The organism is Pseudomonas sp. WOUb67 (genome assembly GCF_050058005.1).
In the GTDB taxonomy this organism is placed as follows: Bacteria; Pseudomonadota; Gammaproteobacteria; order Pseudomonadales; family Pseudomonadaceae; genus Aquipseudomonas; species Aquipseudomonas putida_R.
Map to the genome: position 1 here is coordinate 765,794 of NZ_CP170112.1, position 12,909 is coordinate 778,702.

Below are 12,909 nucleotides of genomic sequence, written 5' to 3' on the forward strand. Positions count from 1 at the left end.
ACCGCCCGCGTGGCTCAGCGACGAGGCACGGAGCGGGTGCGGCCACTGCCGTCGATGGCAACGAAGACGAATGCCGCTTCGGTAACCTTGCGCCATTCACTGGACAGCGGGTCGTCGCTCCACACTTCGACCATCATCTGGATCGAGCTGCGGCCGATTTCCAGGGTCTGGGTATAGAACGACAGCTGTGCGCCCACCGCGACGGGTACCAGGAAGGCCATGCGTTCGATGGCCACGGTCGCCACACGGCCACCGGCGACACGGCTGGCCATTGCGGTGCCGGCCAGGTCCATCTGGGCAACCAGCCAGCCGCCGAAGATGTCGCCAAACCCGTTGGTTTCGCGCGGGAGTGCAGTGATCTGCAAGGCCAGGTCGCCTTGCGGGATTGGATCTTCTTGTTCGAGCTCAATCATGCGATGGGGCCTCTGACCCGTGACGCTTATCGTTGGTGTGGCGCAAAGGCCGGGTAAACGATTCAGCTTGAAACATACTACGCCGATTTCGTTTCACTGGACGGCCGTAGGGAAACTCTGCGAAACCGTCTGACATAAAGACCGGCGTTTTCGCACAACATCCCACGCTGGCAGCAACCTTTTCCTACGAATCACCAGTATATAGAGCATAACCGCCATCGACGACCGCGCATTCATGAATATCTGTATGGTTTTTGTATCGCTTTCAGCGCGGCTCGGCAATTTGCTATCTTCGCCTGTCTCCCAATCCAGAAGCCGCGTACCAAGCGGCCTGCATGCCCTACAAAGAGAACAACGAGCGATGACTTCCGTGCCCAGCAGTATCGAGCAGCCCCCGCGGCCGCTGACCCGCAGTGACTACAAGACCCTTTCACTGTCCGCCTTGGGCGGCGCACTGGAATTCTACGACTTCATCATCTTCGTGTTCTTCGCCACCGTGGTCGGCAAGCTGTTCTTCCCGGCCGACATGCCCGAGTGGCTGCGCCTGATGCAAACGTTCGGCATCTTCGCCGCCGGCTACCTGGCGCGGCCGCTGGGCGGCATCATCATGGCCCACTTCGGTGACCTGCTCGGGCGCAAGAAGATGTTCACCCTGAGCATCTTCATGATGGCCCTGCCGACCCTGATCATGGGCCTGCTGCCAACCTATGCCCAGATCGGCATGTTGGCGCCGATCCTGCTGCTGCTGATGCGCGTGATCCAGGGCGCGGCGATTGGTGGCGAGGTGCCGGGCGCCTGGGTATTCGTGTCCGAACACGTGCCTGCGCGCAACACCGGCTACGCCTGCGGCACCCTGACCGCAGGCCTGACGGCGGGCATTCTGCTGGGCTCGCTGGTGGCAACCCTGATCAACAGCGTGTACAGCGCTGAAGAAGTGGCCGATTACGCCTGGCGTATTCCGTTCCTGCTTGGCGGTGTGTTCGGCCTGTTCTCGGTGTACCTGCGCCGCTGGCTGCATGAAACCCCGGTGTTCGCCGAGATGCAGCAACGCAAGGCGCTGGCCGAAGAGCTGCCACTGCGCGCGGTGCTGCGCGACCACCGAGGCCCGATCATCCTGTCGATGCTGCTGACCTGGTTGCTGTCGGCCGGCATCGTGGTGGTCATCCTGATGACCCCGGCTTTGCTGCAGAGCTTCTACCACATCAGCCCGATCGACTCGCTCAAGGCCAACAGCATGGCCATCGTGCTGCTCAGCTTCGGCTGCATCGGCGCCGGCAGCCTGGCCGACCGCTTTGGTGCGGGCCGGGTGTTCGTGATCGGCAGCCTGCTGCTGCTGGCCAGCTCCTGGACCTTCTACCACAGCCTGCCAACCCGGCCCGAGCTGCTGTTCCCGCTGTACGCGCTGACCGGCCTGTGCGTGGGCGTGATCGGCGCGGTGCCTTATGTGATGGTCAAGGCATTCCCGGCGGCGGTGCGTTTCAGCGGGCTGTCGTTCTCGTACAACGTGGCCTACGCGATCTTCGGTGGTTTGACACCGATGGTGGTGACCGCGCTGCTGAAGGTGAGCCCGATGGCGCCTGCTTATTATGTGGCAGGCCTGTGCGCCGTTGGTCTGGCCGTGGGGCTTTACCTGCTCGCCAACAAGCGCTGATCTGCTTCGAGGCTGCTGGCCTCTTCGCGGGCGCGCCCGCTCCCACAGGGACTGTGCTGAACCTTGTGGGAGCGGGCATGCCCGCGAAGAGGCCAGACCTGCCTACAGTGATGGCCTTTCATCCAATTGTCACAATGAAGTCATATCGTGTTCATGCGGCCTGCCGATACTTGGGCCCGTTCCATCCAACACCCCAATATTCCTGCTAGGAGCAAGGCATGAAACTGAAGCGTTTGATGGCGGCCCTCACCTTTGCCGCCGCTGGCGTTGCAACCGCCAACGCGGTAGCCGCTGTCGATCCTGCGATCCCGACTTACACCAAGACCACCGGTGTTTCGGGCAACCTCTCCAGCGTTGGCTCCGACACCCTGGCGAACCTGATGACGCTGTGGGCCGAGGCCTACAAGAAGGAATATCCGAACGTAAACATCCAGATCCAGGCTGCCGGCTCTTCCACCGCGCCACCCGCGCTGACCGAAGGCACCGCCAACCTCGGCCCGATGAGCCGCAAGATGAAGGATGTCGAACTGCAAGCCTTCGAGCAGAAGTACGGCTACAAGCCGACTGCCATCCCGGTTGCCGTCGACGCCCTGGCCGTGTTCGTGCACAAGGACAACCCAATCAAAGGCCTGACCATGGAGCAGGTCGACGCGGTCTTCTCCTCCACCCGCCTGTGCGGTGGCAAGGCAGACGTGAAAACCTGGGGCGACCTGGGTGTGACCGGCGACCTGGCCAACAAGCCAGTGCAGCTGTTCGGCCGTAACTCGGTATCGGGCACCTACGGCTACTTCAAGGAAGAAGCCCTGTGCAAAGGCGACTTCAAGCCTAACGTGAACGAACAGCCTGGCTCGGCTTCGGTCGTGCAGTCGATCAGCAGCTCGCTGAACGGCATCGGCTACTCGGGTATCGGCTACAAGACCGCCAGCGTCAAGACTGTTCCCCTGGCCAAGAAAGGCAGCACCGAGTACATCGAAGACAACGAAGAAAACGCCCTGAACGGCAAATACCCGCTGTCGCGCTTCCTCTACGTCTACGTCAACAAGGCCCCGAACAAGCCTCTGGCCCCGCTGGAAGCCGAGTTCGTCAAGCTGGTGCTGTCGCAAGCTGGCCAGCAGGTCGTCGTGAAAGATGGTTACATTCCGCTGCCAGCCAAAGTCGTCGACAAGACCCTGGCTGACCTGGGCCTGTCCCATGCGGGTAACGTCGCAAAGAAGTAAGTAACTGAAGAAGGGGCCGGTGCTGATGCCCGGCCTCTTCCACGAATTTCCAGTCCGAAGCCAGGTCCCCTGTGCGGCGGGCTTTCGCGCGTCACCACTTTGTAATGTTTTTGTCACACGGGACCGCTAGGGTGTGCGCATGAATGATCTGGCCAATTCCAACATGACCCAAAACTCCCAGCCCGTGCGCATTGATTTCAATACGCCCGAGCTGCAACGCAAGCGCCGCATGCGTGCGCTGAAGGACCGCCTGACCCGCTGGTATGTACTGGTGGGCGGGCTTGCCGTATTGGCGGCAATCACCCTGATCTTCTTCTACCTGGCCTATGTGGTGTTGCCACTGTTCCAGGGCGCCGAGCTGACCAGCAAAAAAGCCCTGGAGCCGACCTGGCTGCAGCAGGATGCCGGTAAGCCGCTGCTGATCGCACTTGAAGAACAGAACCTGGTGGGGATGCGAGTTTCGGACAAGGGCCAGGCACTGTTCTTCGATACCAAGACCGGTAACGAGCTCAAGCGCATCGATCTGCCAGTGCCGGCAGATACCCAGGTCACCTCGATCAGTACCGACCAGCCGGGTAGCCCGTTGGTGATGCTGGGTTTGTCCAACGGTCAGGCGCTGGTGTTCCACCACACTTACAAGATCACCTACCCGGACAACAAGAAAACCATCACCCCCGGCATCGACTACCCGTACGGTGAGCAGCCGTTCGTGCTCGACGAACAGGGCCGTGCGCTGGAGCACGTCAACGTCAACGTCAATGGCGACACCCTGGTACTGGCCGGGTCCACCGGCGCGCACCTGCAGGTGGTGCAGCTGACCCGCACCGAAAACATGATGACCGAAGAGGTCACCACCGAGCAGAACCGTATCGTGCTGCCGCAGATGACCGAGGCGGTGAAGAACATCTTCATCGACCCGCGTCAGCAGTGGCTCTACGTGATCAACGGCCGCGCCACCGCCGATGTGTTCAGCCTGCGTGACAAGAGCCTCAACGGCCGCTACAAGCTGGCCGAAAGCGCTGACACCGAAATTACCGCCAGCGCCCAGTTGGTCGGCGGCATTTCGCTGATCATCGGCGACTCCAAAGGTGGCCTGGCCCAGTGGTTCATGGCCCGTGACCCGGACGGCGAATCGCGGTTCAAGCAGATCCGTACCTTCCAGATGGGCAAGGCCCCGGTGGTGCAGATTGACGCCGAAGAGCGTCGCAAGGGCTTCATTGCCCTGGATGCCGACGGCAAGCTGGGCGTGTTCCACAGCACCGCGCACCGCACCCTGCTGGTCGAGCCGGCTGCCGAGGGCCCGGGCATTCTGGCCCTGTCGCCGCGTGCCAACCGCATCATCATTGAAGAGGGCGGCAAGCTGCTGCCGCTGAGGCTGCGCAACCCGCACCCTGAGGTTTCCTTCAGCGCGCTGTGGGGCAAGGTGTGGTACGAGAACTACGACGAACCGAAATACGTCTGGCAGTCGACCGCTTCGAATACCGACTTCGAACCCAAACTGAGCCTTTCGCCGCTGACCTTCGGTACGCTGAAAGCCGCGTTCTACGCGATGATCCTGGCCGCCCCGCTGGCCATTGCCGCCGCCATCTACACCGCCTATTTCATGGCCCCGGGCATGCGCCGCAAGGTCAAGCCGGTGATCGAGCTGATGGAAGCGATGCCGACGGTGATCCTCGGCTTCTTCGCCGGCCTGTTCCTGGCCCCGTACCTCGAAGGCCACCTGCCAGGCGTGTTCAGCCTGTTCCTGCTGATGCCGCTGGGCATCCTGCTGGCAGGCTTCACCTGGAGCCGCCTGCCAGAGTCGATCCGCCTGCGTGTGCCAGACGGCTGGGAAGCCGCGATCCTGATTCCGGTCATCCTGTTCACCGGCTGGTTCGCCCTGACCATGAGCCCGCACCTGGAAAGCTGGTTCTTCGGCGGCGACATGCGCCTGTGGATCACCAACGACCTCGGCATCACCTACGACCAGCGCAACGCCCTGGTCGTGGGTATCGCCATGGGCTTTGCGGTCATCCCTAACATCTATTCCATTGCCGAAGACGCCGTGTTCAGCGTGCCGCGCAGCCTGACCCTGGGCTCGCTGGCGCTGGGTGCGACGCCGTGGCAGACCCTGACCCGCGTGGTCATCCTCACCGCCAGCCCGGGTATCTTCTCGGCGCTGATGATCGGCATGGGCCGTGCGGTGGGCGAGACCATGATCGTGCTGATGGCCACCGGCAACACCCCGGTGATGGAGATGAACCTGTTCGAGGGCATGCGCACCCTGGCCGCCAATGTGGCCGTGGAAATGCCGGAATCGGAAGTCGGTGGCAGCCACTATCGCGTGCTGTTCCTGGCCGCCCTGGTGCTGCTGATGTTCACGTTCGTGATGAACACCTTGGCCGAGCTGATTCGCCAGCGTCTGCGCAAGAAATACTCGTCGCTTTGATAGAAAGGTAGCGATCCGTGAAAAAGGATTCCCTCAAAGGCTGGTTCAAGAGCGGCGCCCCAGGCGTCTGGATGAGCGGCGGCGCCGTGGCCATGGCGGTGATCATGACCGTCGGCCTGCTGGCGGTGATTGCCGTGCGCGGCCTGGGCCACTTCTGGCCGGCCGATCTTGTCCAGGCCACCTACAAGGTGCCGGGCCAGGCTGAGCACGTCGTCATCGGCGAAGTGGTGCAAAAGGAAGAAGTACCCCGTGCCCGCTTGAAGGGTGCCGGCCTGCCGGTACCGGAGCAAGGCCCGGAGTTCATGACCCGCGAGCTGATCAAGGTGGGTAACCGCGACCTCAACGGCAGCGATTTCACCTGGGTGGTCGGCGACTGGCTGGTCGACGAACAGCGCCCGGCCGACCTGATCGCCCTGGAGCGCCGCGAGTGGGGCAACTTCTACGGCTACCTGGTCAGCGTCAAGGAAGAAGGCCGCGTGGTTGCCGAAGGCCCTGCTGCCTGGAACGAACTGCAGGCCCGCCTCAAGCGCGCCAGCCAGCTAAACGGTGAGCTGCAGCAGCTGGAGAAGAAGGACATCGGTGCCATCAACCATGGCCTCGAGCGCCTGCGCCTGCAGGCCCGCAAGCTGGAGCTGGACGGCAAGCTGGACGCCGCCGCCCAGGCCGACATGGACGCCGACCGCGCCGAGCTGAACAGCCGCTACAAGGCCATCGAAGACCGCTTGAGCGGCCTGCACCAGGCCTTCGCCCGCGACAGCCTGGTGGCCCGCGATGGCAACGGCCGCGAAGTGGAAATCAACCTGAGCAAGGTGGTGCACGCCATCCAGCCGAACGGCATGTCCGGTTTCACCAAGCTGGGCACCTACTTCTCCAAGGTCTGGGAATTCCTCAGCGACGACCCGCGTGAAGCCAACACTGAGGGCGGTATCTTCCCGGCCATTTTCGGTACCGTGATGATGACCCTGATCATGGCCGTGATCGTCACGCCGTTCGGTGTGCTGGCGGCCGTCTACCTGCGCGAGTACGCGCGGCAAGGCCCGGTGACCCGCCTGATCCGCATTGCGGTGAACAACCTGGCTGGCGTGCCGGCGATCGTCTACGGCGTGTTTGGCCTGGGCTTCTTCGTCTACGTGCTGGGTGGCTCGATCGACCGCCTGTTCTTCCCCGAAGCACTGCCGGCGCCTACCCTGGGTACCCCGGGCCTGCTGTGGGCATCGCTGACCCTGGCCCTGCTGGCCGTGCCGGTGGTGATCGTGGCCACCGAAGAAGGCCTGGCGCGTATTCCGCGTACCGTGCGCGAGGGCTCGCTGGCCCTGGGCGCGACCAAGGCCGAGACGCTGTGGAAGATTGTGTTGCCCATGGCCAGCCCGGCCATGATGACCGGCATGATCCTCGCCGTGGCCCGCGCCGCCGGTGAAGTGGCGCCGCTGATGCTGGTGGGTGTGGTGAAGCTGGCGCCGTCGTTGCCGGTGGACGGAAACTACCCGTACCTGCACCTGGACCAGAAGATCATGCACCTGGGCTTCCACATCTATGACGTCGGCTTCCAGAGCCCGAACGTCGAGGCCGCGCGGCCGCTGGTATACGCCACGGCACTGCTGCTGGTGCTGGTGATCGCCTCCCTCAACCTCTCGGCCGTGTGGATCCGTAACCACCTGCGCGAGAAGTACAAGGCGCTCGACAGCTAAGCCTGATTGCAAGCGTGCCCCCGGTGAGCCGGGCGGCCCTTTGAAACGACTTGATAGCGTATGGAGTTGACCATGCAGCAAGATTCTCATACCCACGGCATCGACATGTCTGCCTTGGGCCGCAACAAGCAGAGCCTGCAACTGGCCGAAGAAACCGTGGCCATCGAAGTGCCGGGCCTGAGCCTGTTCTACGGTGACAAGCAGGCGCTGTTCGACGTCAGCATGAACATCCCCAAGCAGCGCGTGACCGCCTTCATCGGCCCGTCCGGCTGCGGCAAGTCGACCCTGCTGCGCACCTTCAACCGCATGAACGACCTGGTTGACGGCTGCCGCGTGGAAGGCGCCATCAACCTGTACGGCAACAACATCTACCGCAAGGGCGAAGACGTGGCCGAGCTGCGCCGCCGTGTGGGCATGGTGTTCCAGAAGCCCAACCCGTTCCCCAAGACCATCTACGAGAACGTGGTCTACGGCCTGCGTATCCAGGGCATCAACAAGAAGCGTGTGCTTGACGAAGCCGTCGAGTGGGCGCTGAAGGGCGCGGCCCTGTGGGACGAGGTCAAGGACCGCCTGCACGAGTCGGCGCTGGGCCTGTCCGGCGGCCAGCAGCAGCGTCTGGTCATCGCCCGCACCATTGCCGTGGAACCCGAAGTGCTGTTGCTCGACGAACCATGCTCGGCACTGGACCCGATCTCGACCCTGAAGGTCGAAGAACTGATCTACGAATTGAAATCCAAGTACACCATCGTCATCGTGACCCACAACATGCAGCAGGCGGCCCGGGTTTCGGACTACACCGCGTTCATGTACATGGGCAAACTGGTCGAATTCGGGGATACCGATACCCTGTTCACCAACCCGGCGAAGAAGCAGACCGAAGACTACATCACCGGTCGCTACGGTTAAGCGGCGCTCGTGATGAGCACCTGGCCTCTGTAGGAGCGGGTTTACCCGCGAAGCAGGCGGCTCGGTGCCTGGCACCGGCTTCGCCGGTGTTCGCGGGTAAACCCGCTCCTACAGGGCCGCGCTACCAAAGGACAAAACGATGATCAACAAAGAAAGCCTTACACACCACATTTCCCAGCAGTTCAACGCCGAGCTCGAAGAAGTGCGCAGCCACCTGCTGGCCATGGGTGGCCTGGTGGAAAAACAAGTCAATGACGCCGTTACCGCGCTGATCGAGGCCGACTCGGGCCTGGCCCAGCAAGTGCGCGAAGTCGACGAGCAGATCAACCAGATGGAGCGCAACATCGACGAGGAATGCGTGCGCATCCTCGCCCGTCGCCAGCCGGCGGCCTCCGACCTGCGCCTGATCATCAGCATTTCCAAGTCGGTGATCGACCTTGAGCGCATCGGCGACGAGGCGACCAAGATCGCCCGCCGCGCCATCCAGCTATGCGAAGAAGGCGAGTCGCCACGCGGCTACGTCGAGGTGCGCCACATTGGCGACCAAGTGCGCAACATGGTCCGCGATGCGCTGGACGCCTTTGCCCGCTTCGATGCCGACCTAGCGTTGTCGGTGGCCCAGTACGACAAGACCATCGACCGCGAGTACAAGACCGCCCTGCGCGAGCTGGTGACCTACATGATGGAAGACCCGCGCTCGATCTCGCGGGTACTGAGCGTGATCTGGGCCCTGCGTTCGCTGGAACGTATCGGTGACCACGCGCGCAACATCTCCGAGCTGGTGATCTACCTGGTGCGCGGCACTGACGTGCGCCACATGGGCCTCAAGCGCATGACGGCAGAAGTGCAGGGTACCGCTGTCGCCGATGGCGAAAAGGCTAATGTTCCGGGCGAATCTGACGATAAGTAAGGTTGCTCCCGAGCTTCGACGCCCGGCCTTGGCCGGGCGTTTTCGTTTGCGGTCGAGGAGCCGGCAGGCACCCGCGAACGATGTGAAGAAGTCCCGGCGTGACCAGGTTGTAGCAAATAGCCATTATTTGGCAGTAGGCTAGTCGGGATTCAGAAGGAGTATTGATGAGTAAAGTGAATGTGCTGGTCGTGGATGACGCCCCGTTTATCCGTGACCTGGTCCGCAAGTGCCTGCGCAATGCCTTCCCGGGCATGGCCATCGACGACGCCGTCAACGGTCGCAAGGCCATGGCCATGCTGGACAAGGAAGCCTTCGACCTGGTCCTGTGCGACTGGGAAATGCCGGAAATGTCCGGCCTGGAGTTGCTCACCTGGTGCCGTCAGCAGCCTGCGCTGAAGAACCTGCAGTTCATCATGGTGACCAGCCGTGGCGACAAGGAAAACGTCATCCAGGCGATCCAGGCGGGCGTGTCCGACTTTGTCGGCAAGCCGTTCACCAACGAGCAACTGCTGACCAAGGTGAAAAAGGCGCTGACCAAGATCGGCAAGCTCGACAGCCTGATGGCCATCGGCCCGGCGCGGGCCAACTCGGCGTTCGCCAACGATTCGCTGAGTGCCCTGACAGGTGGCAAGCCTGAAGCGGCCAAGGTGACGGCCCCCGCGCCGGGAGTGGTCGCTGCCAAGCCATTGGTCAATGCACCCACGCCGTCGGCCCCTGCGCCGACGGGGCGTGGCCAAGGCCAGTTGCGCCTGGCCAGCGGCATGCAGCCGTGCGTGATCAAGGCGCTGAGCCTGAAAGAGGCGCTGCTGGTGGTACGCCGCAGCGAAGCGCTGCCGCAGGTGCTGGAGGGCGCCGTACTGGACCTGGAGCAGGGCGAGAACGCCGAAGTGGCGCGTTTGAACGGCTACCTGCATGCCGTCGCAGCCTTGGAGCCCAAGCCCGACAGCGACTGGCTGCAGTTGACCTTCAAGTTTGTCGACCAGGACGCCCAGAAGCTCGATTACCTGTCGCGTCTGATTGCCCGCGGGACTGCGCAGAAGCACTTCACACCCGGCGCTTGAATAATGACTGCTGGCCCCATCGCCGGCAAGCCAGCTCCCACAGGTACAGCGCCAGCCTCAGGCAGTGTGCACATCTTGTGGGAGCTGGCTTGCCGGCGATGGGGCCAGTCCTGTTGATACCATCCGACCAACTGCAATACCTGTCACAAAACCCGCTGCTAGGCTTCGACAGATCATAACTGTCAAAAAGCCACTATCATGCCCGCCCGCCTGCTGCTGTTCTGTGCATTGCTCATGGCCTCGGCGTCGAGCCTGGGTGTGACGCTCTACAAGATCACCGACGATTTCGGTGTCGTCTCCTATACCGACCGGCCCGGCCCGGGGGCCAGGCCCTTGGTGCTGCGCGACCCCATGGTCGAAACGCTCGAAGGCCAGGTGCTGCTGAACGCGAAAACCTTCGACGGCGGCGTAAGCTTTTCGGCACGTAACGAGCTGCATGTGCCGGTAGAGGTCGAATTACGCCTGGACAACCTGGTAAACGCCCAAGGCGGCGATGCCCCGCGTATCGTGCGCCGGCTGCTGCCGCCGCGCACCACACAAATGCTCAGCGTGCTCAGGGGGCGGCCCGGGCTGCTGCTGAACTACCGTTCGACCCTGCTGCAGGCCATGGGTGACCCGGGCAAGCGGCCACAGGGCTTCCGCTATGCGTTCCCTTGGGTCGGCGGGCCGTTCCGCGTTACTCAGGGCCCTAACGGCCGTGTCAGCCATTTTGGGCCCAAGGGGCGCTATGCCATGGATATCGCCATGCCCGAAGGCACTACCATCATCGCGGCGCGGGAAGGGGTGGTGGTGAAGACGGAGAATAGCCAGAGCGGGCGCGCGCCCAACCCCTCGGGTAACTTTGTCAGGATCCTGCACCCGGACGGCACCATGGGCGTCTATCTGCACCTGATGCGTGGTTCGGTGGTGGTGGCGGAGGGGCAGCGGGTTCGCCAGGGGCAGATGCTGGCCAAGTCGGGCAATACCGGTAACAGCACGGGGCCGCACCTGCATTTCGTGGTGCAGCGCAATGTGGGGTTGGCGCTGGAGTCGATACCTTACCGGTTCGACAGGCCGATCAGCGGGTTGCCTGACTTTACTGCGGGTAACCCTTGAGATTTTTGGGGCCGCTCCCACAGAGCCCGCGCATAGCCTGAGGCATGCGCTGTACCTGTGGGAGCGGCCTTGCGTCGCGATGGGCTGCAAAGCAGCCCCATGGCCCTCAATCCAGTTTCAGCACCTTGGCCAGCACGATCTTGGGCCCTTTCATCTTCTTGATGATGATGCGCAGCCCTTCGACCTCCAGCACTTCCTCTTCTTCAGGCACGCGCTTGAGCGTCTCGTAGATCAGCCCGGCCAGGGTTTCCGCCTCGATGTGGTCGAGGTCGATGCCCAGCAGGCGCTCGACCTTGAACAGCGGCGTATCCCCCCGTACCAGCAGCTTGCCTGGCTGATAGGCGAGGATGCCACGCTCGGTCTTGCGGTGTTCGTCCTGGATATCGCCCACCAGCACTTCCAGCACGTCTTCCATGGTCAGGTAGCCGATTACCTTGCCGTCGGCTTCCTCCACCAGCACGAAATGCGCGCCGCCCTTGCGGAACTGCTCCAGCAGTTGCGACAGCGGCATGTGCCGCGATACGCGCTCCAGCGGCCGGGCGAGGTCGTCCAGGTCGATGGTCTCCGGCAAGTGCTCCAGTTCGGCAAGCTCCAGCAGCAGGTCCTTGATGTGCAGCAGGCCGGTGAATTCCTCACGCTCGGCGTCATACACCGGGTAGCGGCTGAACTTGTGGCGACGCACCAGCCCCAGAATCTGCTTCAGCGGCGCTTTGGCATCGATGATCACCATGTCTTCACGCGAGTTGGCCCAGTCGACCACTTCCAGCTCGCCCATCTCCACGGCCGAGGCCAGCACACGCATGCCTTGGTCGCTTGGGTCCTGGCCGCGGCTGGAGTGCAGGATCAGCTTCAGCTCTTCACGGCTGTAGTGGTGCTCGTGGTGCGGGCCCGGTTCGCCCTGGCCGGCAATGCGCAGGATGGTGTTGGCGCTGGCATTGAGCAGGTAGATGGCCGGGTACATCGCCCAGTAGAACAGGTACAGCGGCACCGCCGTCCACAACGACAGCAGCTCGGGCTTGCGGATGGCCCAGGACTTGGGCGCCAGCTCACCGACCACGATGTGCAGGTACGAAATGACAAAGAACGCGACGAAGAAGGAGATCGCCTTGATCAGTTCGGGCGAGTCGACACCGAAGTACGCGAGCAGCGGCTCGAGCAAGTGGGCAAAGGCCGGTTCACCGACCCAGCCCAGGCCCAGGGAGGCGAGGGTGATACCCAGCTGGCAGGCCGACAGGTAGGCGTCGAGCTGGTTGTGTACCTTGCGCAGGATGTTGCCGCGCCAGCCATGCTGTTCGGCAATGGATTCCACGCGTGTGGCGCGCAGCTTAACCATGGCGAACTCGGCGGCAACGAAGAAGCCGTTGAGCAGCACCAGCAGCAAGGCAAAGATGATCATGCCGAAGTCGGCGAATAACGAGGTGACGCTGATACCAGGGGAAGGGTCCATGATGGAGTTTTTACGGGGTCCGTCTTTGAGATTGAGAGAAAAAAAGTGCCAGCTCTTGCTGGCACAGGGGATCCAATGTAGCGGCTAGGGCCG

General features: G+C 62.7%; 10 protein-coding genes. 8 read left to right on the top strand and 2 right to left on the bottom strand.

The genetic code is table 11. The features are described from left to right. Window positions 1-14 precede the first annotated feature (14 nt). The gene (locus ABOC32_RS03425) at window positions 15-413 is read right to left on the bottom strand and encodes an acyl-CoA thioesterase (protein WP_016489852.1); all 399 of its coding nucleotides are present in this window, start codon (window positions 411-413) and stop codon (window positions 15-17) included. Window positions 414-774: 361 nt separating this feature from the next. Between ABOC32_RS03425 and ABOC32_RS03430 the strand changes: the two genes are divergently transcribed. The 8 genes from ABOC32_RS03430 (at window position 775) to ABOC32_RS03465 (ending at window position 11,369) form a co-directional block, all read left to right on the top strand. Next, complete coding sequence (locus ABOC32_RS03430) at window positions 775-2,064, top strand: MFS transporter (protein ID WP_426810139.1); 1,290 nt, start codon at window positions 775-777, stop codon at window positions 2,062-2,064. Between the two features lie 218 nt (window positions 2,065-2,282). Then, on the top strand, window positions 2,283-3,281 hold the full coding sequence (locus tag ABOC32_RS03435) for a phosphate ABC transporter substrate-binding protein PstS (protein WP_086976579.1): 999 nt from the start codon (window positions 2,283-2,285) through the stop codon (window positions 3,279-3,281). A gap of 139 nt (window positions 3,282-3,420) precedes the next feature. Then, window positions 3,421-5,709, top strand: a complete 2,289-nt coding sequence (locus ABOC32_RS03440) for an ABC transporter permease subunit (RefSeq protein ID WP_426810140.1) — start codon at window positions 3,421-3,423, stop codon at window positions 5,707-5,709. A 71-nt stretch (window positions 5,710-5,780) separates the two neighbouring features. Next, on the top strand, window positions 5,781-7,397 hold the full coding sequence (gene pstA, locus ABOC32_RS03445) for a phosphate ABC transporter permease PstA (RefSeq protein ID WP_426811560.1): 1,617 nt from the start codon (window positions 5,781-5,783) through the stop codon (window positions 7,395-7,397). A gap of 72 nt (window positions 7,398-7,469) precedes the next feature. Then, window positions 7,470-8,303: a phosphate ABC transporter ATP-binding protein PstB gene (gene pstB, locus ABOC32_RS03450; protein ID WP_086976581.1), complete on the top strand. Its 834-nt coding sequence runs from the start codon at window positions 7,470-7,472 to the stop codon at window positions 8,301-8,303. A gap of 139 nt (window positions 8,304-8,442) precedes the next feature. Further along, window positions 8,443-9,213, top strand: coding sequence for a phosphate signaling complex protein PhoU (phoU, locus tag ABOC32_RS03455; protein ID WP_016489846.1), 771 nt, complete (start codon window positions 8,443-8,445; stop codon window positions 9,211-9,213). Between the two features lie 164 nt (window positions 9,214-9,377). After that, the gene (locus tag ABOC32_RS03460) at window positions 9,378-10,274 is read left to right on the top strand and encodes a response regulator (protein WP_426810141.1); all 897 of its coding nucleotides are present in this window, start codon (window positions 9,378-9,380) and stop codon (window positions 10,272-10,274) included. A gap of 198 nt (window positions 10,275-10,472) precedes the next feature. Continuing rightward, window positions 10,473-11,369 (top strand): peptidoglycan DD-metalloendopeptidase family protein, encoded by an 897-nt coding sequence (locus ABOC32_RS03465; RefSeq protein ID WP_426810142.1) that lies wholly within the window; start codon window positions 10,473-10,475, stop codon window positions 11,367-11,369. Window positions 11,370-11,475: 106 nt separating this feature from the next. On the opposite strand, the gene ABOC32_RS03470 is transcribed toward ABOC32_RS03465, so the two are convergent. After that, entirely contained in the window at window positions 11,476-12,816 is a 1,341-nt protein-coding gene (locus ABOC32_RS03470; protein ID WP_086976584.1) for a hemolysin family protein, read from the bottom strand. Window positions 12,817-12,909 lie beyond the last annotated feature (93 nt).

Coding starts and splice junctions, on each gene's coding strand:
- pstB (WP_086976581.1), top strand. CDS start 7,470: ATGCAGCAAGATTCTCATACCCACGGCATCGACATGTCTGCCTTGGGC.
- phoU (WP_016489846.1), top strand. CDS start 8,443: ATGATCAACAAAGAAAGCCTTACACACCACATTTCCCAGCAGTTCAAC.
- ABOC32_RS03425 (WP_016489852.1), bottom strand. CDS start 413: ATGATTGAGCTCGAACAAGAAGATCCAATCCCGCAAGGCGACCTGGCC.
- ABOC32_RS03435 (WP_086976579.1), top strand. CDS start 2,283: ATGAAACTGAAGCGTTTGATGGCGGCCCTCACCTTTGCCGCCGCTGGC.
- pstA (WP_426811560.1), top strand. CDS start 5,781: ATGAGCGGCGGCGCCGTGGCCATGGCGGTGATCATGACCGTCGGCCTG.
- ABOC32_RS03460 (WP_426810141.1), top strand. CDS start 9,378: ATGAGTAAAGTGAATGTGCTGGTCGTGGATGACGCCCCGTTTATCCGT.
- ABOC32_RS03465 (WP_426810142.1), top strand. CDS start 10,473: ATGCCCGCCCGCCTGCTGCTGTTCTGTGCATTGCTCATGGCCTCGGCG.
- ABOC32_RS03440 (WP_426810140.1), top strand. CDS start 3,421: ATGAATGATCTGGCCAATTCCAACATGACCCAAAACTCCCAGCCCGTG.
- ABOC32_RS03470 (WP_086976584.1), bottom strand. CDS start 12,816: ATGGACCCTTCCCCTGGTATCAGCGTCACCTCGTTATTCGCCGACTTC.
- ABOC32_RS03430 (WP_426810139.1), top strand. CDS start 775: ATGACTTCCGTGCCCAGCAGTATCGAGCAGCCCCCGCGGCCGCTGACC.